Consider the following 24,203-nt stretch of genomic DNA (forward strand, 5'->3'; position numbering starts at 1 on the left):
CCGAAGGCCCCCTCGCTGACTGACTGCGCCGACCTGGGCGGCGGACATCCAACCTGCGAGCGTTCGACCTGCTGCTCCGCCCTGCCCCTACGCGAACAGCTCGTCGATCTTCGGCATCCATTCGCCGACGGGGATCTTCTGCGGGCAGCGCTCCTCGCATTCCCCGCAGCCGATGCACGCGCCCGCCGTCGCGCCGTTCAGGGGGATGGTGGTGGCATACTCCCACTTCGCGCGCTCGATATCGCCGCTCAGGACGTACTGGTTGTACGTCTGGAGGTTGTAGGGGATGGTGACGCCCTGGGGGCAGCCGGCACAGTAGTTGCAGCCGGTGCAGGGGATGGTGGGGTAGGCGGCGAACTGGCGCTCGACCGCATCAAACACCGCATGCTCCTCGGGCGAGAGCATGCCCGCCCGCGCACGGTCGGCGTACGCGCAATCGATGTCGACCTCCTCCGGCGAGCCCATGCCCGAGAGCACGAGCGACACCTCGGGAAGATCCCAGAGGAAGTCGAACGCCCACTCGACGGGGGACCGGTCGGGGTCGGCGGTGCGGAAGGTCTCCCGCACGTCGGCGGGAACGTTCACCAGATGCCCGCCGCGTAGCGGTTCCATCACCATGACGCCGATGCCCTTATCCGCTGCGAGCCGCGCGGCCTCGAGTCCGCCCTGGAAGCCGCGGTCGAGGTAGTTCAGCTGCAGCTGGCACACGTCCCAGTCGGCGTAGTCGATCACTTCCCGGAACAGGTCCATGCGGTCGTGGAACGAGAAGCCGATGTGCTTGACCAGGCCGGCCTCTTTCGCGGCGAGCAGGCTCTCGACCACGCGGTGGGGGAGGACGCGGTTGCGCCAGTCCTTCTCCATGACGCTGTGCAGCAGGTAGACGTCGATGTAGTCGGTCTGGAGCCGATCGAGCTGCTTGCGCAGCAGGCGGTCGAAGTCGTCTTCGCCCTCGATCATCCAGATGGGCGACTTCGTGGCGATAAGGGCTCGCTCGCGGTATCCGTCTTGGAGGGCCTTCCCGATGATCTTCTCGCTTTCGCCGTGAAGGTAGTTGAAAGCGGTGTCGAAGTAGGTGATCCCCGAATCGATGGCATGGCGAATGAGCTCGACGGAGCGCTCCACATCAGCTCCTCGACTGCTCGTGTAGCCCTGGCCGCCCTCCCGAAGAGGCAGGCGCATCGTCCCCATCCCCAGTGCTGAAACCTCCATACCGGTCGAACCCATTGCACGGTACTGCATGCAGCCCCCTTTCAGCTCGCGCTCCGCGTGGTTGACGGCGCGCGCGTCGTTGCAGGCCCGTCTCGCAGGGCGCTGCCCTCCGCCCAGAATACCGCATCGCCAATGCGCGGGCGAGCGGCCAATATCTCGAATATGGCGAAGCGCCGCAACGGATTCGACTCTGCATTTCTTGCATCGCTTTGTCGCGCTGCGGCGGGAAGCGCTACAATGCTGCCTCACGAAGAATCGACGAGGATCGTCTTTCGCGCGGCCACCGCGTCGCGCGCGCATCGAAGGAACCGACACATGCCAATCGACATCGATACCCTGAACGGGCCGCAACGCGAGGCGGTCATGACTACGGACGGCCCGCTGCTTGTGCTCGCGGGCGCCGGCTCGGGCAAGACGCGCGTGCTCACGTACCGCATCGCCCACCTCGTCGAGGACCTCGGCGTGGCGCCGTGGGAGATACTCGCCATCACCTTCACGAACAAGGCGGCGAGCGAGATGCGCGAGCGTCTTGGCGCGCTCGTCGGGCCGTCCAGCCGCGGTATGTGGGTGTCCACGTTCCACAGCATGTGCGTGCGCATGCTGCGTGCCGACGCCGAGCGCCTGGGCTTCACGCGCAACTTCACCATCTACGACACCGACGATCAGAAGCGCCTGTACAAGGAGATCATGGCCGAGCTCGATATCGACCCGAAGCGCTTTCCTGTGAACGCTCTCATGAACCGCATTTCCGCAGCGAAAAACGAGCTGGTGGTGCCCGGCGACTTCGAAAAGGAGGCGTCCGATCCGGTGGGGAAGGTTGCTGCGCGTGTCTACATCCGCCTGCAGGAACGTCTGAAGGCCGCGAACGCCTTCGACTTCGACGACCTCTTGCTGTACGCCTACCTGCTGCTCAAGAACCACGAGGACGTGCGCACGGCCTACCAGCAGCGCTTCCGCTACCTCATGGTGGACGAGTACCAGGACACGAACCACGCCCAGTACGCCATCACCAAGCTCCTTGCCGAGGCGCACGAGAACATCATGGTGGTGGGCGACGACGACCAGTCCATCTACTCGTGGCGCGGCGCAGACATCCGAAACATCCTCGAGTTCGAGCAGGACTATCCTCGCGCGCACACGGTGAAACTCGAGCAAAACTACCGGAGCGTGGGCAACGTGCTGGCCGCAGCGAACGCCGTCATCTCGAACAACCAGCACCGCAAGGCCAAGAAGCTGTTCACCGCCGCCGAGGACGGCGACAAGATCAACGTGTTCATGGCCGCCGATGAACGCGACGAGGGCCGCTGGATTGCCGGCGAGATCGAGAAGCAGCGCGCAGCGGGGCTGTCGTACAACCAAACGGCCGTGTTCTACCGCACGAACGCGCAAAGCCGCATGCTTGAAGATATGCTGCTGCGCGCCGGCGTGCCCTACCGTATCGTGGGCGGTACGCGCTTCTTCGACCGCGCCGAGATTCGCGACGTCATGGCCTACCTCACGCTCGTGGTGAACCCGGCCGATGACATCGCCGCCAAGCGCGTGATCAACGTGCCGCGTCGCGGCATCGGCAAGACTACCGTCGAGCGCATCGAGCAGTTCGCCCGCGAGATGGACATGACGTTCATGGAGGGCGCCGAGCTGGCCATCGTCGATCCCGAGCTGCGCGCATCCGTACGTCAGTCTGTTGCCGAATTCGTGGGCCTGGTCAACGAGGCGCGCGCGTACGGCGGTGATCTGCGCAAGGTCATCGAGGCTATCATCGACAAAAGCGGCCTCATCGATGCGTTGCAGAACGAAAACACCGACGAAGCGCGCGGGCGCATCGAGAACATCCAGGAGTTCCTGGGCGTCGTCGACGAATTCGCGGAGACCCACGACGAGGACGGGGCTGACTACGCTGCTCCGACGGTCGACGGCGACGCGACTTCCGATGCCGCCCCCGTGCGCGTGCTGCGCGGCGATTCGCTCGCGGACTTCATCGAATGGGTGCGCTTGCGCACCGATCTCGATACGGTGTCCGAAGACGGGCGCGCTGTCACGCTCATGACGGTACACTCGTCCAAGGGCCTCGAATTCGACTGCGTGTTTGTTGCCGGCATGGAGGAGACGTTGTTCCCCCATATGAACAGCGTGGCCGATGCGACCGGTATCGAGGAGGAGCGGCGGCTCGCTTACGTGGCTATCACGCGAGCGCGCAAACGCCTCTACCTCACCTGCGCATCGCAGCGCCAGATATTCGGCCAGACGTCGGCCAATCCGGTTTCGCGCTTCATCCAGGAGATCCCCAGCGAGCTGCGGCAGACTTCCGGTGTGGGTTCGGCCGGGTTCAGCGGAACCGGATGGGAGAAGCGGGGCAGCCGCCGCGGCATCGCGGGCTCGGGTGCAGAGGCGGGGGAGGGCCGCGTGTTCGGACGCTCAAGCGCGTCGGGGCCAAGCGGGCATTCCGAGCGTCGCAGCTCCAGCTTCGCGCGCCCGGAGGCGGGCAAGAAGGCCGCCGCCAAGATGACGTTTGCTGCCGGAGACGCCGTGGACCACAAGACGTTCGGCCGCGGCAAGGTGACGAAGGTGGACGGAGATACGCTCTACGTGAAGTTCGCGAAAAACGGTCAGACGAAGAAGCTGCTGAAAGATTACGCGCCTATCGTGAAGATAAACGGGTAGCGCTGTCCCTTTCGGAATGCAGCCTCTGTTCGTGCGGCGGAGCGGTGTCGGTCGGCGCCTGCCTGCAGCCCCCCTTTCTTCGGGGCTGCAGGCGCATGGCGCCGCCGCTGCGGCTTGACTCTGGTTTTTCGACTGCTTCCTTGCATGTTGCGGGCTCATGCCGCATGATAAGAGGGTGGCAATGCTGTCGGGTCAGCCCAGGGCGCAAGCCGATGATGCAAGTCGAGTTCGACCTGCAGCCCAGGCTCTTCGTTTTCCGGAGGCGAGAGAAAGAGGCTCCTATGAAGATCGTCGCCGATTCTTCCCTCATGTTCTCCGTCGAGGAGGGCGTTCGGCGCGGGATGATCGTTCTGCCGCTCGTCGTAAGCGTGGACGGCGAGACGTGGCTCGAGTACGAGGATATATCCGCCGAAGAGTTCCTCGCGCTGGTGCGCACGGGTTCGCTGCCGCAGAGCGCTTCGCCGCCTCCCGCGCTCACGCTCGCGGTGTACGACACCGACGAGGAGGTTGTCCATCTGGCGATGGCCGACGGGCTCTCGGGCGCGTACGAACTCGCTTGCGGCTTGCGCGCGCAGGCGCGGCATCCCGAGCGCGTGCACGTTGTGAATTCGGAAACGCTGTGCGTCCCGCATCGGGCACTGGCGTGTGCTGCCGTTCGCATGGCCGGTCAGGGCCTCGATGCGGCTGCCGTCGTCGATGCGCTCGGCCCGATGATAGCCTCCGCGCAGTCCTACCTCGTTCCCGAGGATTTCGACTATCTGCGCCGCGGCGGACGTCTCACGCCGCTTGCAGCCACGTTTGCGCATCTGGTCAAAGCGTTTCCGGTGATGCGGCAGACCGACGACGGCATGCGCCTCGAGAAGTTGAAAGTGGCGCGCTCGTTTGCCAAAGCGATTGCGACCATCGGCGACGATCTGGAGGATCGCGGCGCAGGGGAGGGCCGTTTCATCGGCGTGAGCCATGCGGATAACCTCATCCAGGCGCAGGAGGCCTCCCGGCTGCTCGCATCCCGCTTCCCCGCATGCCGGCACGGTGTGTTCGAGCTGGGTCCTGCGTTCATCACTCAGGGCGGCCCCGGCTGCATCGCCGTGCAGTCCGTTGACTTGGGAGAGTTCTCCGACCTCGAGCTTGCGTAGCGCAGGTTGGGAGCGCACCGGGGAAGCGGCTGCCTGCAGCGCTTCGAGCGGGCTTGCTCTCGCCGCGCGGCCGTTCGGTTGCCGGTTTCAGCCCATCAGCCGGCGCATCCGACGCACCAGGAGCACGCGCTTGGCGCGGCGGCGATGCCTCCGAGGGCGCTCTCGCGCAATTCGAAGGGGAGCGAACGACCCACCTTGTACATGGCCTCGACGGTCTCATCGAATCCGACAAGGTTGCTCACGCCTGCAAGCGCGATCTGCGCACTGGCGAGTGCGACGGCTGCGCCGGCGGCGTTGCGCTTTTGGCAAGGTATTTCCACGAGGCCGCCCACAGGGTCGCAGATGAGCCCCATGAGGTTCGCGATCGCGTTGCCGGCCGCGTCGAGGCATTGCTGCGGCGAGCCTCCCATGAGCTCGGTTGCTGCGGCCGCTGCCATAGCGGCGGCGGATCCGACTTCTGCCTGGCAGCCGCCTTCCGCGCCCGATACCGTGGCGTTGCGCGTGACGAGGTAGCCCACAGCCGCCGCCGTCTCCAGACCGCGCATCAAATCCGCATCCGACAGCCCCCGTGCTTCCTGCAGCGCCAGCAGCACGCCGGGCACAACACCGGCCGATCCGGCCGTGGGCGCAGCCACGATGCGGCCCATCGAAGCATTCGTTTCCAGCACGCCCATCGCGAAGACGCAGGCCTGCGCAAGCACCCCGTCCGCAGCGCCGCCCGCTCCCAGTTGCGCGAGCTTCGCCGCCTCGCCCCCGATGAGCCCGCCCATCGACGCGATCGGCTTCTCGAGGGGGCCGTTAGCGGCGTCCCTCATCGTGTCGAGCACCTGTTCAAGGTAGGCGCGAGCGTCGTCTGCGCGGCCGACACTCGCGGCAAGGGCGCGCTCGCGTTCGAGAAACGCCATGGAAATCGGCCAGCCGTGTTCGTCGCAAAGTTCGAGCAGCGCCGCTCCGCTCGGGAAATCGAGCTTTCGGAACCGCTCGGTTGCAGCATGGTCGACGTCTCCGCGCGTCCGCATCCGCGCGGCGCCGGGCACGATGCGCACGTCGAGGATGGCGGGATGCGCCTCGATGGCCGCCTTCGCCCGAGCTCCTACCTCCTGGTCCGTCTCGAGCACCGTATAGGCAACTTTGCCCTTGCCCTCGCGGTAGAGGCGTGCCGTTGCGATGTTCGCGCCGTGCGCGCTGAGGCTCTGCGCGATGTGCGCGAGTGCCCCGCGCTCGTCGTGCTGCCTCACGACGACGCTCGTGCTCTCCCCGGTGACGCGCACGTCGATACCGTCGATGCGACGAATCACCGCCGCTCCGCCGCCGATGCTCTCGCCGCGGACGCACATCTCGACGCCATCGGCATCGACGACGAGGATATCGATGGTGTTGGGATGATCGTAGTCGTCGGCTTCCGGTTGCGGCTCGAACGAAAAGGAGAGCCCCCTCTCTTCAGCCAGTCGAAACGAATCGCGAACGCGGGCGTCGTCCGCGGTGAGCCCCAGCATGCCCGCAACGAGGGCTTTGTCCGTGCCGTGCCCCGAGAGGGTATGGGCGAACGATCCGAGGAGCGCAAACGAAGCCGATACCGGTTCTGCTAAGCATAAGCTGCGCGCCATGGAGGCGATGCGCAGCGCCCCTGCGGTATGAGAACTGGAGGGCCCCACCATGATGGGGCCAATGATATCGGTCAATCCGAGGGTCGCCATGCGCCATCCTTTCCCATGATCGTATGCGAGGCCATCGTAGCGCAACCTGCGCTCGTTCGCCTGATCTTTTCATGACGTTCCCCCTGCAAGGGCGTGTGCGACGGGCTTCGGCGTGCGTATGCCGCTATACTGGGCTGCCGAAGCCAGGTCGCGCGCCCGGACGGATCGGGTGCAGGGCTGCGCGCCCGGCCCATCAAGCCGCTAGGGAATAGTTGGAAGACTCGCATCGCACTGGGTTTTCCGTCGAAGCAAAGGAGCGAGTAATGCCGGCACCGATCATCGTCGTGGGCCATAAGAATCCTGATAACGATGCCATCTGCTCGGCGGTCGGGTACGCCTATCTTAAAAACGAGCTCGTCCGCCGGGCAGCGGGCGGACGCGATCCCGATCAGGTGTATAAGCCGGCGCGCTTGGGCCCGCTCCCTCCCGAGAGCGCCTGGGTGCTCGAGGCGAACGGCCTGCCGGCACCCGATGCTATCGGGCATGTGCACGCGCGCGTTGCCGACGTCATGACGCCCGATCCCATCTCGATTGGACGCGAGGCCACGCTGCTCGAGGCGGGACAGCTCTTGCGCCAGCACAACGTGCGCGCGCTCGTTGTCGTCAACGATGACGGCACCTATCACGGTCTCATCACTACGCGCATGATCGCCGAGCGCTACGTGGCGGCCACCGACGCGCTCACGCAGGGTGCTGCCAACGAAATGGCCGTGGCGAGCGACCTCATCGCTTCGCTCGGGCAGAAAGTCCAGGATATCACCGAAACCGATGTGCTTGTGCTCGACAAGGACGGCCTGCTCAAGGACGCGGTCGATGACCTAATGGCAAGCGCCCTGCGCGAAGCGGTCGTACTCGACGACGACGGGATGGCCATCGGCATCGTCACGCGTTCCGACGTTGCCGTGCGACCGCGCCGCAAGGTGGTGCTTGTCGACCACAACGAGAAGCGTCAGGCGGTCAACGGCATCGAGGAGGCTGATGTCGTCGAGATTGTTGACCACCATCGCATCGCCGATGTCATGACGGCCGATCCCATCATGTTCCTGAACCTGCCCGTGGGCTCGACGGCTACTATCGTCGCCATGGAGTTCCGAAGGCACGGCATCGAAGTGCCGGTTGCCATCGCGCGCGTGCTCCTTTCAGCCGTCATGACCGACACCGTCATCCTCAAATCGCCTACGACCACCCAGGCGGACCGGGATATAGCTGCCGACCTCGCCTCCCTTGCGGGGGTTGACCCGGTAGAGTTCGGACTGTCTATTTTCAAGTGCCGAGGAGGCGATGCCGATCTCTCCGTGGAGAAGCTCGTGGGCGCGGACTCCAAGGAGTTTCAGATCGGCGACGCCACCGTGCTCATCGCGCAGCACGAGACGGTGGACCTGCCGTCCGTCATGGAGCGCGAAAAGGAGATCCGCGAGCATATGCGCCGTCTGAAGGACGATCGCGGCTACGAGTTCGTGCTGTTCATGGTCACGGATATCATGGCCGAGGGCAGCCAGTTCCTCTGCGAGGGCAATCGTCGCATCGTGAACCGTGTGTTCGGCATCAAGTGCACCGGGGAGGGCGGCACGTGGATGCCCGGCGTGCTCAGCCGCAAAAAGCAGGTGGCTGCGCGCATTCTGGGGGCGTAGCCGGGCGCCGGCTCGCTACGAAGAGTCGCAGGGCGCTGCATGATCTGAGGAGATGACGCTGTATATGGCGGAAGTGCTGGAGGCGACGATGCTCGTCTGCTTCGGGCTCTCGTGGCCCATCAACGCGTACAAGAATTATAGGGCGGGTACGGCCGCAGGATCCAGCTGGCAGTTCATCGCGCTTATCACGGCGGGATACCTGGCCGGCATTGCCGCGAAATTCGTGGCGGGATCGGTGAACTGGGTGCTCGCGGTCTACGTGATCAATCTTGCGTGCTTGGGCGTGAACTGGGGCGTGTACGCGCGCAATCGCCGGCTCGATGCCGCACGTGAAGACCGCGCCGTTGCGGCTTGAGCGGCCGGCGTCGACCGAGCCGCAACGGCGCAGGACGGCGCTTTTTACAGCAGCACGTCGGCAAGTGTCCGCTTCGGCACGTGATGGACTCCGGCCTCATCGCGCCAATACTCGGTCGATCCGCCTTTCGGCACGTCGACGATGCGCACGACCTCGACGGGCTTGCCGAGTGCGAGCACGAGATCGGGCTGGAAGGTGTCCGTGTCGATTTCGACGGCTTCGCAGAGGCTGCGACGCTTGAACGAGCCGACGATGCAGCCGCCGAAACCCGCTTCCGCGGCTTGCAGCATGATCGTCTGCGCGGCGATGCCCTCGTCCCATGTGGTGAACGTGTCCGTGAGCGCGCGATCCAAATCGCGGCATACCACGATGTAAGCGCTCGGATGCTCGCCCGGTTCGGGCCCGTCCCAGTCGGCGAGGGCCTTCGCCCAGGTACAGCAGGCGAATACGCGCTCGCAGCCTGCCTCGTCGTCGATGATGGCATAGCGCAGAGGCTGTGCGTTGCCGCTCGATGCCACGAGGCGCGCGGCGTCTACCCATGAGACGAGCAACGCGTGGTCTATGCGCTCGCGTTCGTCGAACCGACGATAGCTCCGGCAGGCCTTAACGATGTCGTGCAGCATAGATCCTCCTTTGATCGTTCGAACTCGGCGGCTCGTCTTGTCCGTCGGATCGATTGCGCCGCCGCTCTCCATCGCGCGCGGCGTGTGAGCCGAGACTGCCGTTCGCGATCCTGTTCGTGCGCAAGCTGGGATCCCGCATCGGTTCGTGCTCCCGCATGTTCGCTCGGTCGTGCGTACAGGGTGGCGCGGCCGGGCAATCGGATTATACTGTATGAGCTAAGGCGGCGGCTCCGCATCGGCTCGGTTTCGTGCAGGAGAGCGCCGTTCCGCGTCGATCGGAAGGAAAGCCGTATGAACCCGAACCGGCTGCTCGGTCTGTTCCTTGAACTCGTGCGTATCGAAAGTCCTTCGCGCCGCGAAGCGGCGATGGCTGCACGCTGCAAGCGTGAACTCGCCGATCTCGGATTCGAGGTGCGCTTCGACGATTCGGGCACGCGAACGGGTTCGGATTCGGGCAACCTGATCGCGCGCCTGCCGGGAACCGTTGCGGGGAGCATCGTGCTTTCGGCGCATATGGATACGGTCGAGCCGTGCGAGGGCATCGTCCCCGTTGTAAAGGGCGACGTTGTCCGCTCCGCCGGCGCCACCGTCCTGTCTGCCGACGACAAGGCGGGCGTCGCAGCCATCTTCGAAGCGGTGCGTTCGATCGTCGAGGACGGTTCGCCCCGTCCCGACATCGTTGTACTGCTCACCACCTGCGAGGAACTGAGCTTGCTCGGCGCGAGCGCGTTCGACGTCGGCGAATTGCCCGCGGGTGCGCCATGCTACGTGTTCGATGCTGACGGTGCGCCCGGTACCATTATCCTCGGGGCACCCTGTCACTATACGCTGCGGGCCGAATATATAGGCCGTGCCGCGCATGCCGGCGTCGAGCCCGAAGCGGGTGTGTCCGCCATTCGTATGGCTGCCGCGGCTATTGATCGCATGGAGATCGGGCGGCTCGACGAGGCCACCACGGCGAACATCGGACTCATCGAAGGCGGTCGCGAGGTCAACGTCGTTGCCGACCGCTGTGTTTTGGCGGGGGAGTGTCGCTCGTTGCGCGCAGAGCGCGCCGACGAGGTGCGCGATGCGATGACGGCTGCTCTCGAACAGGCGGCGGAGCGCTTCGGCGGAGCCGTTCATGTCGAATGGCGCGTCGATTACGGCGCCGTGCTCTACGACGAGGACGATCCGCTCGTGCAAGATGTCGTGCGAGCTGCGCACGCGGCCGGTTTGGAGCCGCGCGTCGGGTACTCGGGAGGCGGCGCCGATGCGAATGCGCTCGCCTCGCGCGGAGTGCGCGCGGTCACGCTGGGGATCGGCATGGCAAGCTTCCATTCGATCGACGAGCATATTGCCATTGCCGATCTCGAGGGCACGGCGCGTCTGGCCGAGGAGCTTGTCCGGCAGGCGACTGGCAGATAAGCTCGATCGACGGCAGAGCGCGCCGAAAAAATAGCGGTTACACCCTCGTCAGTCTTCGTGCGACTCGTTTCCGGCTCCTCATCTGCGGATATGTGGATGCACAAGTATAGATACTCCCGGATGCGTGGCGTTTGACAAGCTGCGGAGGCGATGATAAAGTTCTCGGTCGCGTCCCGTATGGGGCGTATGTTTTCCTGTGCGTACCAGCTGAACGCACAAGGAAGCGGCGTCGCTCGTAGGATTGAGTCGACGATGGTAGCAACAGGGTTTCTCCGGCGAGCCGGGTCGGCGTGAAAGGACGGTTCTTTCGAGCGGGCGGCCTGTGCCGCAAGCGCGGAAAGGCTCGTCTTTGAACGCCACGTTGGCTGCCGGGGAAAGCCGTCAGGAAGAAAAAGGAGTAAGAGACTTGCCTACTATCAATCAGTTGGTCCGCAAGGGCCGCAAGAAGTCGGTCGAGAAGAAGAAGACGCCGGCCCTCAAAGGCAACCCGCAGAAGCGCGGCGTGTGCACACGCGTGTTCACGACTACGCCCAAGAAGCCGAACTCGGCTCTGCGCAAGGTGTGCCGCGTGCGCCTCGTCAATGGCATGGAGGTTACGGCCTACATCCCGGGTATCGGCCACAACCTCCAGGAGCACTCCATGGTGCTCTTGCGCGGCGGCCGCGTGAAGGACCTCCCGGGTGTGCGCTACAAGGTTATCCGCGCCGCGCTCGACTGCGCCGCCGTCGACAACCGCAAGCAGGCCCGCAGCCGTTACGGCGCCAAGCGCCCCAAGTAAGCAACCGATAAGACGCGCGGGCCGCGAAACCGCTTTCGCCCAAGAGGGGCGCGTGCGGGGCCTAATGGACGGAACGAAAGCCGTCTCGAAGCGCGCAGGAATAAGAAGGAGAACACATGCCGCGTCGTGCAGCAGCCATCCGCCGCGAAGTGCAGCCGGATGCAAAGTACAACAACCGTCTTGTCACGCAGCTGATCAACAAGATCCTGCTTGACGGCAAGAAGTCCCTTGCCGAGGGCATCGTCTACGGTGCATTCGACATCATCGAGGCGAAGACGACTCAGGATCCCCTGTCCGTCTTCAAGAAGGCCATGGACAACGTTCGCCCCACGCTCGAGGTCAAGCCCAAGCGCGTCGGTGGCGCCACCTACCAGGTGCCGATGGAGGTCAACTCCCGCCGCGCCACCACGCTCGCCATCCGCTGGATCGTCGACTTCTCGCGCAAGCGCAAGGAGCACACGATGAAGGAGCGCCTCGCCGCCGAGATCATGGATGCCGCCGAGAACACGGGCGCATCGGTGAAGAAGCGCGAGGATCTGTACAAGATGGCCGAGTCGAACCGTGCGTTCTCGCACTACCGCTTCTAAGGAGGATTCGACTCATGGCAAAACTGGAACTGAAGGATACGCGCAACATCGGCATCATGGCCCACATCGACGCGGGCAAGACGACGACGACCGAGCGCATCCTGTATTACACCGGCAAGACGCACAAGATTGGCGAGGTGCACGACGGTGCCGCGACGATGGACTGGATGGTGCAGGAGCAGGAGCGCGGCGTGACCATCACCGCTGCCGCCACCACATGCTTCTGGAAGTACCCCGGCGGAGCCGAGGACGGCAAGGAGTACCGTTTTCAGATCATCGACACCCCGGGCCACGTGGACTTCACGGCCGAGGTGGAGCGCTCTCTGCGCGTGCTCGACGGTGCTGTCGCCGTATTCGACGCCGTGGCCGGCGTGCAGCCGCAGTCCGAGACCGTGTGGCGCCAGGCGAGCAAGTACGGTGTCCCCCGCATCGCCTATATCAACAAGTACGACCGCGTGGGCGCTGACTTCTTCCACGCCATCGATACCATGAAGGAGCGCCTGGGCGCGCCGGCTGTCGCCGCGCAGATGCCCATGGGGGCCGAGGACAACTTCTGGGGCGTCATCGATCTCGTCACCATGACCGCGTGGGACTTCAAGGCCGACGACAAGGGCATGACCTACCCCGAGCCCATGGACGCCATCCCCGCCGAGTTCGCCGAGGAGGCCGAGCTGCGCCATCAGGAGCTGCTCGAGGCTGCCGCCGACTGCGACGACGCCCTCATGGAGAAAGTGCTCATGGAGGAAGAGGTGACGGTCGACGAGCTGAAGGCTGCCATCCGCAAAGGCACCATCGCCTGCCAGATCCATCCCGTATTCGTGGGCTCGTCCTACAAGAATAAGGGCGTGCAGGAACTGCTCGACGCCGTGGTCGACTACATGCCGTCGCCGATCGACATCCCCGCCATCAAGGGCTCGAATCCCGACACGGGAGAGGACGACGAGCGCCGCGCCGACTTCAAGGAGCCGTTCAGTGCGCTGGCCTTCAAGATCATGACCGACCCGTTCGTGGGCAAGCTCACCTATCTGCGCGTGTACTCGGGCCAGCTCGACTCCGGCTCGTACGTCATGAACGCGTCAAAGGACAAGAAGGAGCGCATCGGCCGCCTGTTGCAGATGCACTCGAACCAGCGCGTCGACATCGACGGCTGCGCGGCCGGCGATATCGTTGCCGTCGTGGGCTTGAAGGATACGTCCACGGGCGACACGCTGTGCGACGCCGACAAGCCGATCATCCTCGAGTCCATGGAATTCGCCGAGCCGGTCATCGACATCGCCGTCGAGCCCAAGACGAAGGCCGAGCAGGACAAGATGGGCGTAGCGCTGCAGAAGCTGGCCGAGGAGGATCCGACGTTCCGCGTGTCCACCAACCAGGAGACCGGCCAGACCATCATCGCCGGCATGGGCGAGCTGCACCTCGAGATCATCGTCGACCGTCTGCTGCGCGAGTTCAAAGTCGAGGCGAACGTCGGCAAGCCGCAGGTTGCCTACCGTGAGACGGCGACGAAGGAAGTTGACAACGTCGAAGGTAAGTTCGTGCGCCAGTCTGGCGGTCGTGGTCAGTACGGCCATGCGGTCATCAACCTCGTTCCGCAGGAGCCGGGCAAGGGCTACGAGTTCGAGAACAAGATCGTCGGCGGCGTTGTGCCCAAGGAGTACATCACACCCATCGACAAGGGCATCCAGGAGGCGTTGAACTCCGGTGTGCTCGCCGGCTATCCGGTCGTCGACATCAAGGTCGAGCTCGTCGATGGCTCCTATCATGAGGTCGACTCGTCAGAGGCTGCGTTCAAGGTGGCCGGTTCTATGGCTGTCAAGAACGCGCTCAAGAAGGCGACGCCGGTCATTCTCGAGCCGATGATGGCCGTTGAGGTTGAGACGCCCGAGGAATACATGGGCGACGTCATGGGCAACCTCTCAAGCCGTCGCGGCCAGATCCAGGGCATGGGCGATCGCGGCAACGCCAAGACCATCAAGGCGAAGGTTCCGCTGTCCGAGATGTTCGGCTACGCCACCGACCTGCGTTCGACAACGCAGGGCCGCGCTTCGTACACGATGCAGTTCGACTCGTACGAGGCTGTGCCGAAGAACGTGGCAGAGGAAATTATCAGCAAGGCCGGCGGCAACGCCTAGGCGTGCGCGCGAGATATTCGGAGGAAACGAAAGTGGCTAATCAAAAGATTCGCATCCGCTTGAAGGGGTACGATCATGAGATCGTGGACCAGTCCACGAAACTCATCGTCGATACCGCGCAGAAGACGGGTGCCAAAGTGTCCGGTCCCATTCCGCTGCCGACGGAGCGCAACCTGTACTGCGTCGTCAAGGGGCCGCACGTCGACAAGGATTCGCGCGAGCAGTTCGAGATGCGCACACACAAGCGCCTCATCGACATTCTCGAGCCCACCCCGAACACGGTGGACTCTCTGATGCGCCTCGATCTCCCTGCCGGCGTCGACATCGAGATCAAGCTGTAAAGGGGGATGTGCGACATGATCAACGCCATCTATGGTAAAAAAATCGGTATGACCCAGATCTTCAGCGAGGACGATCGCGCCATTCCCGTGACGGTGATCCAGGCCGAGCCGAACAAGGTCTGCCAGGTCAAGACGAAGGATAGCGACGGTTACGAGGCTGTGCAGCTGGGCTTCGGCACTATCAAAGAGAAGAAGGTCAATAAGCCCATGAAGGGCCACTTCGAGAAGCAGGGCACGTCTCCCACGCGCTATCTGCGCGAGGTGCGCGTCGAGAACGCCGGCGAGTACCACGTGGGCGATGAGCAGACGGTGGCCGCCTTCGCCGAGACGAAGAAAGTCGATGTCACGGGTACGTCGAAGGGCAAGGGTTTTGCCGGCGTCATGAAGCGCTACGGCTTCCGCGGCGGCCCGGGCGGCCATGGCTCTCATTTCCATCGCGCGCCGGGTTCGGTCGGCCAGTGCGCCACGCCTTCCCGCGTGTTCAAGGGGCTCAAGCTCCCGGGTCATATGGGATGCGACACCGTGACCGTGAAGAACCTCGAGGTCGTGCGCATCGACGAGGATCAGAACCTCATTCTCGTCAAGGGCGCCGTCCCTGGTGCTAAGAACGGCGTCGTCCGCGTCCGCATGGCGTAACACCTGAACCGTAAAAGGAGCTTTTTCATCATGACGACTATCGATATCAAAAACGCGAGCGGGAAGAAGGCCGGCACGGCCGAGCTTGCCCCCTCCGTGTTCGGCATCGAACCGAACATGCACGTCATGCACCAGGTGGTGCGCTCGCAGCGCGCCGCGTGGCGGCAGGGCACGAGCAACACGCTCACGCGCGGCCAGGTGAGGGGCGGCGGCAAGAAGCCGTGGCGCCAGAAGGGCACCGGTCGCGCCCGTCAGGGCACTATTCGCGCGCCCCAGTGGGCCGGCGGCGGCACCGTGTTCGGCCCGCATCCGCGTTCCTACGCGTTCCATGTGAACAAGAAAGAGGTCAAGCTGGCCATGCGCTCCGCGCTGTCCGCCAAGCTGGCCGACGGCGAACTCTACGTAGTGGAGAACTTCAGCTTCGAGAAGCCGCGCACGAAAGATGCCGTCGCCGTGCTGAAGGCGCTCGAGCTGGAGGGCCGCACGACCATCGTCATACCTGACGACGATGTGAACGCTTACCTGTCGTTCCGCAACATCCCGAAGGTGAATGTCATTCCCGTGTCGGAGTCGAACACCTACGAATTCATCGATAACAAGGCGCTCGTCTTCACCGCCGACGCCCTCAAGCGCATCGAGGAGGTGCTCGCATAATGAAGGATCCCCGCGAGGTCATCATCCGTCCCATCATCACGGAGCATAGCTACGACATGATGGAGGACAACACCTACACCTTCGAGGTTGCCAAGGACTCCAACAAGGTTGAGATTCGCCAGGCCGTCGAAGCCATCTTCGATGTAACCGTGGTGAAGGTGAACACGCTCAACGTGAAGCCGAAGCCCAAGCGCGTTCGCTACAATCTGGGTAAGACCCGCACTTGGAAGAAGGCCATGGTCACGCTGAAAGAAGGCGATACGATCGAGCTCTTCGCTTCGTAGAGCAGGCTACATCAACGAAAGTGCTTCAAGGCCCTCGCCATGCGCGAGGGCCTTTTTCGTATGCTCCTTTTTCATACCACCCAAAGGGGTGATATTCGATTTGACCCGTTTGGGGAATGGTGTTCGCTTGCGCTTCGCATATATCGTGAGCAAAGGCCGGAAGAGGCTGGAACGAACGAAGAAGAGGGGAGCGGAAACCATGTACGTTGATCCAAGTAAAGGAATTCGATCCGCATCAGTCGGCGGAGTGACGCGGCGGAGCTTCTTGACAGGGGCGGCGCTGGCGGGTGCAGGGCTGGCAGCCGGTTTGACCGGATGCGCACCGGCGCAATCTGCGACCGGTGCAGACGGAACAGATGCGGGTGCATCGACCGACGCGATGAACGCCGATGCGTACTTCGGAAAATGGGGCTTTGAAATTCCTGACGAGCCCATTGCCGAGGCGGACATCGCCGAGACCATCGAGGCGGAGATCGTCGTGGTGGGCGCAGGCACCGGCGGACTTGCTGCGGCCAACGCCGCCGTCGAGGAGGGTGCGAACGTCGTGCTTCTCAGCGCCAGCAGCAAGCCTATCAGCCGTGGCGGCTCAAACCATGCCGCATACTCGAAGGCGATGGAGGCTGCGGGCATTCCGCGCAATGACCCTGCGTTTTATGAAAAAGAGCTTCAGGCCAACGGTGCGCGTGTCGATGCCCGCAAGTGGTACAAGTTCTTCAATCATTCCGAAGAGGTGATGAACTGGCTCATCGATATCATGGAGGGGCGCGGCTACACCACGGGCATCGAAAGCTCCATCCCAACACTCGATAACGAGAGCGGCTCGATATTCTATCTGCCCGGCGCGCACGGTTGGTACGACGATGAGCACCCCGGCATGGGCATGAACCAAACGCTCGTTGTGAACGAACTTGCCCGTCGCTTCGAAGAGCTGTCCGGCTCCTCCATCTACTACAAAAACATCGCGCGCCAGCTTGTGCGCGGCGGAGAGCCCAATGGTGCCGAAGGCCGTGTAAATGCCGTCATCGCCGAGCGTGAAGACGGCACCTTCGCTCGGTTTACAGCAAGCAAGGCAGTGGTTCTGGCAACGGGCGACTTCTCCACCAACCGCGATATGATGGCCAAGTACGCACCGCAGGCTTTGCGGTATATCACGCCCGAGGAGTTCGAGAGCGTCGATTACGATAAGGAGCTATTCTATGGTGGGCTGTATCCCGGCGACGGCCAGAAAATGGGGTTGTGGGTAGGCGCGGCGTGGCAGAAGGCGTGGCCGTGCTGCCCGAATGGCGGCGGCGTGAAGGCTGGGCCGATGGATGGCGTTCTGCCCTTCACCGGACTTACCGTCAACCGCGACGGTAAACGCTACTGCAACGAGTACGGCATGCTCGGCACGCTCCCCTTCACCACCGAAATGGGATGTCCGGGTGGTGTATCCTACGCCATTTGGGACATGAATTACGCTGAACAGTATCCGCTGCCTTGGATCAACGGAAGTCTTCCCTATGGGACGCCGAACGAACTGAGCATCGAGGAGACGGTCGCCTCGTGGGAGGCGATGGTCGAGAGCAAGGCCTTTGTGAAGGCCGATACGCTCGAGGAACTGATCGAGCTCATGGAATTGCCCGCCTCGACGCTCGACACCGTCAAGGCGTACAACGCCGACTGCAAAGCAGGTACAGATCTCGCATTCCATAAGGATCCTTCGCTCATGATTCCCGTCGAGAAGGGTCCGTTTTACGGCTCGGTCAGCGACACAAGCTTCTTCCTCACGGTGCTCGGCGGTCTGCGCACCGACGATGAGATGCGCGTGTGCGACGAGGACGACAACCCGATCGAAGGCCTCTACAACGTGGGCAGCATGGCGGGCGACATGTTCTATGCGCAGTACACCTACATGATCCCCGGTTTCACCTACGGCAGCAACCTTACGTTAAGCTATCTGGCAGGCAAGTTCATCGTGGAGAACGAATAGCCTGTACTCGCCCGGGTGCAGTCGCTCCTCCCTCCGGCGACCGCACCCGCGGCGGCAAATGTCCGATCGGGTATACTGGGCGGTACGGAGGAGGGATGATGCAGAACAGCGAAGGGCCGCTCGCGGCTCCGTTTAAACTGAGCTCGTTCGAACAATTTCGCGCGATGCTGTCAAGCCATCGCAGCCTTGCCGCCTCGCTCTCTTTGTTCAACGCATGGATTTTCGCGATGAGCTGGAGCGGGGTACTTGACGCGCCTTTTGGCCCCCTTGCGAACGGCCTGGCGGTGAACGGCTTTTGGCTTATATCGCTTATCGTATGCACGCTTGTGCTCGCAGCGTTCTTCCTCGTTTCGCGCCTTCGACGCGGGCCGGGCCGCGGTGGGCTGATTGCAAGTGCTTGCTGCATGACAGCGAGCGTCGTGCTCATCGGCGTCGCAGGGCTCTCCCCGGAGGCTGCGCCGGTCTTGCCGCTTGTCGGCGCGATTTCCTCGGGGGTCGGCACAGGGATGATGACCGCGTTCTGGGGGTCGCTCATCACTCGCTACGATTCCGGCGTCGTTCTGCACTTTGTTGCGTTCTCGCTGCTCGCGAGCGCTCTGACGACTGCGCTCATAGCACTCGCACCGCCGCCTGCGGCGCTTGCGTGCATGATGGCCATTCCGTTCGCGGCGGCGTTCTCGTTTTATCGGGCGCTGTACCAGGATGGCGAAGGGTTGCAGGGCGCTTCCGAAGAGACGCCTTACGCGCCGTCGGACGATCCGGCTTCGGTGGGCGCGTCCAGCAGTGAGCGCGAGCGGCGCGTCTCGCCGCTCGCCGTATTCATGGGACTCGTCGTGGTGCTCGGAGCCTCGGCGGGGTTGCTCCGCAGCCTCATGGGCGCAGATGCGTTGGCGGCGCAGAGCGCGGGGGTGTTCGGCATCGCCACCGCCTGCGCCGCGGCCATGCTGCTTCTATCCAAAGTGCCGGGCGACGGAGAGTCGTTCGCGCTGTTCTATCGTGCGATTGGGTTCATCGCTGCGGCTTTTGTCGTGATGGCGCTCGCCGTCCAGCAGACACCGTGGCGAGCGACGTTCGCGCTCGCCATCCATACTATGGGGTTCATGTACTTCTTCGGTCTGCTGTGGGTGTTCTGCGTCATCTACACGCGACGCTGCAACGACGTTGCCCGCGTGTTCATCGGCGGTTTTCTGGCCAGCCAGGCAGGCCAGATCTTCGGAGCTGCAGCGGGCAACTGGTTCCATGCGGCTCTTGATCCGCAGTCTATTGTGGCATCGGCGTCGAACGCGATGATCTACCTGCTGCTGTTCGCCAGTATCGTGCTCATGGCGCGCTTGAGCACGGAATCGAGGCCCCGTCAAACCATGACGAACGACGGCTCCATGGCGAGAGCCTGCACGCTGGCTTCGGCACGCTTTGCCCTCACGCCGCGCGAGTCCGAGATCCTCGTCTACCTCGTCAAAGGATACGATCGCGGCTTCATTGCCCAGAGCCTTTCGGTATCCACCGAAACGGTAAAGTCCCACACACGCCACATCTATGAAAAGCTGGACGCGCATACCCGCTTGGAGCTGTTCAACACCGTTGCACGCTGTCTTGAGGAATAGCCGCCGCTTTTGCAGACCGCGAACAGGTATGATTCCGTTACTGGTGCTTGCGGGATTGTTCGTGTATCGTAAGGTCATCGGGATTGTCGTCTGAAAGGAAGGAGGCGGCTCGTGGCGTTCGTGGAGTTTCGCGACGTGCGCAAGGTGTACCGCATGGGCGAGGTCGAGGTGGCCGCCGTCGACGGCATGACGTTTGACATCGAGCGCGGCGAGCTCGTCGTGGTCGTCGGACCGTCGGGCGCTGGCAAGACGACACTCTTGAACATGCTCGGCGGCATGGACTCCTGCTCGTCGGGTTCCATCGTGCTCGACGGCCGCAACGTCAGCGCGTTCGGCAGCAAAGAACTCACCTTCTATCGCCGCTACGACATCGGTTTTGTCTTCCAATTCTACAACCTCGTGCAGAACCTCACGGCGCTCGAGAACGTGGAGCTTGCCAGCCAGATCTGCAAGGACCCGCTCGATGCGGCATCCGTGCTGCGGCAGGTGGGCCTGGGGCATCGCCTCGGCAACTTCCCGGCGCAGCTCTCCGGCGGCGAGCAGCAGCGGGTGGCCATCGCGCGAGCGCTGGCGAAGAACCCGAAGCTCCTTTTGTGTGACGAGCCCACCGGCGCGCTCGACTACCAGACGGGCAAGGCCATACTCAAGCTTTTACAGGACACGTGCTACGACACCGGCAAGACGGTGGTGCTCATCACGCACAATGCCGCATTCACGGCCATTGCCGACCGCGTCATCCACATCCGTGAAGGGCGCGTGGCGAGCGTCGACGTGAACGACGCGCCTGCTTCCGCCGAAACGCTCGAGTGGTGACAGAGGGTCTGTGAGCGGCGCGTTCAACAAAGAGCTTCTCCGTTCGATCACCCATTCGCTCGGGCGCTTTTTAGCTATCGCGGCCATCGTCGCGCTCGGCACCGGGTTCTACGCCGGTCTGCGCATGACCGCTCCCGACATGAAAACCGCGGCCGACGAATTCTACGACGGCACCGCGCTCATGGACGTACGGGTGCTCTCGACGCTCGGTCTCACCGAGGACGACATCGCGGCGCTGCGCGACGTCGAGGGCGTTCAGGCCGTCATGCCCGCCTACGAGACCGATGTCATGGCCACCATTGGGGGCGAGCAGTACGCAACGCGCGTGCACTCGTTGCCCGACGCAGCGCGCTCGTCTGACGCTTCCGACGGCGTCCATGCGCGCTCGGATGATCCCGAGTACCTGAACCGCCCCATTCTCATGGAGGGGTCATGGCCCCGACGAACGGGGGAGTGCGTGCTCTCGGCCGACCTTGTGGCGGCGCAGAATGCACGCGTAGGCGACGTCGTGCGTATCTCGCAGGAAGCCGAGGGCATGGAGAACGCCCTGGTGGTGGACGAGTACACAGTCGTAGGTTTCGTGAGCGCGCCGTACTACGCCACGTCCTCGAGCCTGGGATCAACCTCGCTCGGCAGCGGATCAATCACGCAATACATGTATGTGCCTGAAAGCGACTTCTCGTCGGATCTGCCGTTCACCGAGGCGTTTCTCACCGTAGTGGGCGCCGCGGACGAAAGTTCCGGCAGCGCAGCTTACGACGAGCGGGTGACGCAGGTGACCGATCGCATCGAGGCCATTGCGCCCGAGCGCGAAAAGGACCGCGCAGAAGGTCTGCGGGCCGACGCCCAAACCGAACTGGATGATGCGCACGCCGACTACGAGCGGCAGAGGGCCGACGCCGAAACGCAGTTGGCCGAGGCGAAACGGCAGCTTGACGACGCAAAGGCTCGGCTCGACGGTGCGGCAGGCGTCATAGCCGAGAACGAACAAACGTTCGCCGAAGCGCAGGCGCGCTATGACGACGGAAAAGCCGAGCTTGAGCGCCAGCGCGCGAGTGCCGACGAGCAGCTTGCAGACGCGGCAGCACGGCTGGCGGCCAGCCGTGCCGAACTCGACGCGAACCGTGCCACCATCGAGGCGCTCGAGCAGGCGCTTCCCGGCATGCAGTCCCAATGGCAGCAGGGAAGCGATGATCTGGCTCGAAAAACAGCCGCATGGCAGCAGGGCTCGGATGCGGTAGATGCGGGCATCGCGCAGGCGCGTCAGGGAATTGAGCAGATCGACGCGGGCATCGCCGAAGCGCAGGCCAATCTCGATGCGCTGCCAGCGCAGATAGATGCCGTGCAAGAGCAGATTGCGACCATGGAGGCGCTGCCGCCCGATCAGCAGGATCCGGATGCTCTCGCGAAGCTCCGCCAACAGCTCGCTGCGCTTCAAACCGCTCAAGGGCAGTTGCCTGCGACCATCGCCGACCTCGAGCAGCAGCGCTCCGAGGCCCAGGCGACGCTCAAGGATTTGAACGCCCAGCGCGAGCAGCTCGATCGGACGTACCGGGAGCAGATCGTCCCGGCCGGGCAGCAGCTTGCAGACGCCCAAGCTCAGATAGAGCAAGCGCAGGATGCTGTTGCTCGCTTCAGGGCCGGGGAGGATCAGGCGGCCGAAGGGCAGGCCCAATACGAGGCCAGCAAGCAGGAGGCCGACGCGCAGCTGACAGCCGCTCAGCGACAGCTCGACGATGCGGCTGCGCAGCTGGCGAGCGGGCGCGAGCGGCTAGCGCAGGGCAAGGCCGACTACGAGCGCGGCTTGAATGACTACGAGAGCGGCCTTGCCGAATACGAGGCGCAGAAGAAGGATGCCGAAGAGCGGCTCTCTGATGCGAAGCGCCAGCTTGACGACGCGCAACGCCAAATCGACGACATCGACGATGCCGTCTGGTACGTCATGGACCGCACCGCCAACTACGGCGTGGCCAGCTTCGATGCCGATGCCGACCGCGTGGACAGCATCGCGCAGGTGTTCCCGTTCATCTTCTTCCTTGTGGCGGCGCTCGTAGCACTCACCACTATGACTCGCATGGTTGAGGAGGAGCGCCAGCTCATCGGCACGTTCAAAGCGCTCGGCTACAGCCGCTGGCGCATCGCTTCGAAGTATCTCGCCTATGCGGCCGCCGCCAGCGTCGCAGGCAGCATCGTCGGCATCGGCGTTCTCTCGCAGGTGCTGCCCGCCGTCATCATGAAGGCTTACGGCATTATCTACTTCGTGCCCGCCCAGCCGCTGCCGCTGTCCATCGACTGGCCCCTTGCCGCGCTCGCCGGCGGCCTCGGCGTGGGCGTGACGCTCATCGCCACGGCCGCAGCCGCAGCCGCGACGCTGCGCGAGCGTCCTGCTACACTCATGCTGCCGCGTGCGCCGAAGGCAGGCAAACGCATCCTGCTCGAGCGTGTGGGGCCGGTGTGGCGGCGCCTTTCGTTTTCATGGAAGGTGACGTTCCGCAATCTGTTCCGCTACAAGAAGCGCTTCGTCATGACCGTCATCGGCATTGCGGGTTGCACGGCGCTCCTGCTCACAGGGCTCGGGCTTTCCGACGCTATCAATGACATTATCGACAACCAGTTTGGCACCATCACGAAGTACAACGCCATGATCTCGGTGGAGGAGGATATTCCACGTGCCTCCCGGGACCAGCTCGACGACCTGCTGGACGATTCGCGCTATGTGAGCTCGCACATGCGGGCTGAGCGTTCGAACATGCTGGCGAGCGGCCCTGACGATGCCGACGTGCCCGTCCAGGTGGTCGTGCCGGAGGAGCCTTCGCGCTTGGACGAGTTCGTCCTCATGCGCACGCGCGTGGGCCATCAGCCCCTTGAGCTGGGAAATGCCGGTGTCGTTTTGAGTGAGAAGCTGGCCGATCAGCTGGGCGTCGCGGCGGGCGAAGACGTGCAGCTCACCGAGCAGGACGCCATCGGCAACGCCACGGGGTCGCCACACGCCGTCGAGGCGACCGGCGTCATGGAGAACTACATCTACAACTACGTGTTCGTCGGACCCGACCGCTACGACGAACTCATGGGCGAACGGCCCTCGTTCACGACGATCTTGGCCGTCACCACCACCGATTCCGATGCACGCGCCGAGCTCACCGAGAAGCTCGGCGCCATCGAGGGAGTGAAGACGGTCGCCTACAACGATGAAACAATCGAAGCCTACCGCGACATGCTCTCGAGCGTGAACATGATCGTGGTGGTGCTTGTGGTGGCCGCCGCCTCGCTCGCGTTCATCGTGCTGTACAACCTCACGAACATCAATATCACCGAACGGGTGCGCGAAATCGCCACGCTCAAGGTGCTCGGCTTCACGCCTCGCGAAGTAAACGCCTATATCTACCGCGAGACGTTCCTGCTGGCGGCCATCGGCTGCGCGGTCGGACTTGTGCTGGGCGTGTGGATGGAGAGCTTCGTCGTGGTCACCGCCGAGGTCAACCAGGTGATGTTCGGCCGCGAGATTCATGTTGCAAGCTTCGTGATCGCGTTTGCGCTCACCATGCTGTTCACCGTGCTCGTCATGCTGGCTATGCGGGGCAAGCTGCGCCGTATCGACATGGTGGAGAGCCTCAAGTCGAACGAATAGCTTTTGGCGAAGGGTTCTGGCAGCGGAGGGCGTGATGCATGCAACCATGTTCGCACGA

Annotated in this window: 19 protein-coding genes; 16 read left to right on the forward strand and 3 right to left on the reverse strand. The window is 63.6% G+C overall.

Going from position 1 to position 24,203, the window contains the following annotated elements; translation table 11 throughout:
* Positions 1-87: 87 nt before the first annotated feature.
* Complete coding sequence (locus ABGT83_RS03615) at positions 88-1,239, reverse strand: aldo/keto reductase (protein WP_170042491.1); 1,152 nt, start codon at positions 1,237-1,239, stop codon at positions 88-90.
* Positions 1,240-1,524: 285 nt separating this feature from the next.
* Between ABGT83_RS03615 and ABGT83_RS03620 the strand changes: the two genes are divergently transcribed.
* Both ABGT83_RS03620 and ABGT83_RS03625 read left to right on the forward strand, forming a co-directional pair.
* A complete protein-coding gene (locus tag ABGT83_RS03620; protein WP_346686006.1) occupies positions 1,525-3,870 on the forward strand; it encodes an ATP-dependent helicase in 2,346 nt (781 codons plus the stop codon).
* A gap of 281 nt (positions 3,871-4,151) precedes the next feature.
* Positions 4,152-5,006, forward strand: a complete 855-nt coding sequence (locus ABGT83_RS03625) for a DegV family protein (RefSeq protein WP_346686008.1) — start codon at positions 4,152-4,154, stop codon at positions 5,004-5,006.
* 95 nt (positions 5,007-5,101) lie between these two features.
* Here the strand turns inward: ABGT83_RS03625 and sdaAA are convergent, their stop codons facing one another.
* The gene (sdaAA, locus tag ABGT83_RS03630; RefSeq protein WP_346686009.1) at positions 5,102-6,703 is read right to left on the reverse strand and encodes an L-serine ammonia-lyase, iron-sulfur-dependent, subunit alpha; all 1,602 of its coding nucleotides are present in this window, start codon (positions 6,701-6,703) and stop codon (positions 5,102-5,104) included.
* A 263-nt stretch (positions 6,704-6,966) separates the two neighbouring features.
* Between sdaAA and ABGT83_RS03635 the strand changes: the two genes are divergently transcribed.
* A complete protein-coding gene (locus tag ABGT83_RS03635) occupies positions 6,967-8,334 on the forward strand; it encodes a putative manganese-dependent inorganic diphosphatase (RefSeq protein WP_346686011.1) in 1,368 nt (455 codons plus the stop codon).
* Between the two features lie 64 nt (positions 8,335-8,398).
* Entirely contained in the window at positions 8,399-8,689 is a 291-nt protein-coding gene (locus tag ABGT83_RS03640; protein ID WP_103265617.1) for a hypothetical protein, read from the forward strand.
* A gap of 44 nt (positions 8,690-8,733) precedes the next feature.
* On the opposite strand, the gene ABGT83_RS03645 is transcribed toward ABGT83_RS03640, so the two are convergent.
* Entirely contained in the window at positions 8,734-9,312 is a 579-nt protein-coding gene (locus ABGT83_RS03645) for a nitroreductase family protein (RefSeq protein ID WP_346686012.1), read from the reverse strand.
* Between the two features lie 291 nt (positions 9,313-9,603).
* On the opposite strand from ABGT83_RS03645, the gene ABGT83_RS03650 reads away from it, so the two are divergent.
* From ABGT83_RS03650 to ABGT83_RS03705, 12 genes are all read left to right on the forward strand, one after another.
* Positions 9,604-10,719, forward strand: a complete 1,116-nt coding sequence (locus ABGT83_RS03650; protein ID WP_346686014.1) for a M20/M25/M40 family metallo-hydrolase — start codon at positions 9,604-9,606, stop codon at positions 10,717-10,719.
* A gap of 406 nt (positions 10,720-11,125) precedes the next feature.
* Positions 11,126-11,497 (forward strand): 30S ribosomal protein S12, encoded by a 372-nt coding sequence (gene rpsL, locus ABGT83_RS03655; protein WP_346686016.1) that lies wholly within the window; start codon positions 11,126-11,128, stop codon positions 11,495-11,497.
* A gap of 116 nt (positions 11,498-11,613) precedes the next feature.
* Positions 11,614-12,084, forward strand: coding sequence for a 30S ribosomal protein S7 (gene rpsG, locus ABGT83_RS03660; protein WP_103265599.1), 471 nt, complete (start codon positions 11,614-11,616; stop codon positions 12,082-12,084).
* Positions 12,085-12,098: 14 nt separating this feature from the next.
* Positions 12,099-14,216, forward strand: coding sequence for an elongation factor G (gene fusA, locus ABGT83_RS03665; RefSeq protein ID WP_103265598.1), 2,118 nt, complete (start codon positions 12,099-12,101; stop codon positions 14,214-14,216).
* 32 nt (positions 14,217-14,248) lie between these two features.
* The gene (gene rpsJ / locus ABGT83_RS03670; RefSeq protein ID WP_009304899.1) at positions 14,249-14,557 is read left to right on the forward strand and encodes a 30S ribosomal protein S10; all 309 of its coding nucleotides are present in this window, start codon (positions 14,249-14,251) and stop codon (positions 14,555-14,557) included.
* A gap of 15 nt (positions 14,558-14,572) precedes the next feature.
* Entirely contained in the window at positions 14,573-15,193 is a 621-nt protein-coding gene (rplC, locus tag ABGT83_RS03675; protein ID WP_103265597.1) for a 50S ribosomal protein L3, read from the forward strand.
* A 30-nt stretch (positions 15,194-15,223) separates the two neighbouring features.
* Positions 15,224-15,847 (forward strand): 50S ribosomal protein L4, encoded by a 624-nt coding sequence (rplD, locus tag ABGT83_RS03680; protein WP_103265596.1) that lies wholly within the window; start codon positions 15,224-15,226, stop codon positions 15,845-15,847.
* The gene (gene rplW / locus ABGT83_RS03685) at positions 15,847-16,131 is read left to right on the forward strand and encodes a 50S ribosomal protein L23 (protein ID WP_103265595.1); all 285 of its coding nucleotides are present in this window, start codon (positions 15,847-15,849) and stop codon (positions 16,129-16,131) included. Before rplD ends, rplW begins: the two co-directional genes overlap by 1 nt.
* Positions 16,132-16,396: 265 nt before the next feature.
* Entirely contained in the window at positions 16,397-18,100 is a 1,704-nt protein-coding gene (locus tag ABGT83_RS03690) for an FAD-binding protein (RefSeq protein ID WP_346686023.1), read from the forward strand.
* A gap of 95 nt (positions 18,101-18,195) precedes the next feature.
* Positions 18,196-19,704: a helix-turn-helix transcriptional regulator gene (locus ABGT83_RS03695; protein WP_103265593.1), complete on the forward strand. Its 1,509-nt coding sequence runs from the start codon at positions 18,196-18,198 to the stop codon at positions 19,702-19,704.
* Between the two features lie 111 nt (positions 19,705-19,815).
* Entirely contained in the window at positions 19,816-20,517 is a 702-nt protein-coding gene (locus tag ABGT83_RS03700) for an ABC transporter ATP-binding protein (RefSeq protein ID WP_103265592.1), read from the forward strand.
* A gap of 10 nt (positions 20,518-20,527) precedes the next feature.
* The gene (locus tag ABGT83_RS03705; protein ID WP_346686025.1) at positions 20,528-24,145 is read left to right on the forward strand and encodes an ABC transporter permease; all 3,618 of its coding nucleotides are present in this window, start codon (positions 20,528-20,530) and stop codon (positions 24,143-24,145) included.
* Positions 24,146-24,203: the final 58 nt, after the last annotated feature.

Origin of the sequence: Enteroscipio rubneri (genome assembly GCF_963929405.1) — a bacterium.
GTDB lineage: Bacteria > Actinomycetota > Coriobacteriia > Coriobacteriales > Eggerthellaceae > Enteroscipio > Enteroscipio rubneri.

Bases quoted from the DNA above. Each gene is read 5' to 3' on its own strand.
- ABGT83_RS03645 (WP_346686012.1), bottom strand. From the start codon at position 9,312: ATGCTGCACGACATCGTTAAGGCCTGCCGGAGCTATCGTCGGTTCGAC.
- fusA (WP_103265598.1), top strand. From the start codon at position 12,099: ATGGCAAAACTGGAACTGAAGGATACGCGCAACATCGGCATCATGGCC.
- ABGT83_RS03650 (WP_346686014.1), top strand. From the start codon at position 9,604: ATGAACCCGAACCGGCTGCTCGGTCTGTTCCTTGAACTCGTGCGTATC.
- rpsG (WP_103265599.1), top strand. From the start codon at position 11,614: ATGCCGCGTCGTGCAGCAGCCATCCGCCGCGAAGTGCAGCCGGATGCA.
- rplD (WP_103265596.1), top strand. From the start codon at position 15,224: ATGACGACTATCGATATCAAAAACGCGAGCGGGAAGAAGGCCGGCACG.
- ABGT83_RS03635 (WP_346686011.1), top strand. From the start codon at position 6,967: ATGCCGGCACCGATCATCGTCGTGGGCCATAAGAATCCTGATAACGAT.
- ABGT83_RS03625 (WP_346686008.1), top strand. From the start codon at position 4,152: ATGAAGATCGTCGCCGATTCTTCCCTCATGTTCTCCGTCGAGGAGGGC.
- rplC (WP_103265597.1), top strand. From the start codon at position 14,573: ATGATCAACGCCATCTATGGTAAAAAAATCGGTATGACCCAGATCTTC.
- ABGT83_RS03620 (WP_346686006.1), top strand. From the start codon at position 1,525: ATGCCAATCGACATCGATACCCTGAACGGGCCGCAACGCGAGGCGGTC.
- ABGT83_RS03695 (WP_103265593.1), top strand. From the start codon at position 18,196: ATGATGCAGAACAGCGAAGGGCCGCTCGCGGCTCCGTTTAAACTGAGC.
- ABGT83_RS03615 (WP_170042491.1), bottom strand. From the start codon at position 1,239: ATGCAGTACCGTGCAATGGGTTCGACCGGTATGGAGGTTTCAGCACTG.
- ABGT83_RS03640 (WP_103265617.1), top strand. From the start codon at position 8,399: ATGGCGGAAGTGCTGGAGGCGACGATGCTCGTCTGCTTCGGGCTCTCG.
- sdaAA (WP_346686009.1), bottom strand. From the start codon at position 6,703: ATGGCGACCCTCGGATTGACCGATATCATTGGCCCCATCATGGTGGGG.
- rplW (WP_103265595.1), top strand. From the start codon at position 15,847: ATGAAGGATCCCCGCGAGGTCATCATCCGTCCCATCATCACGGAGCAT.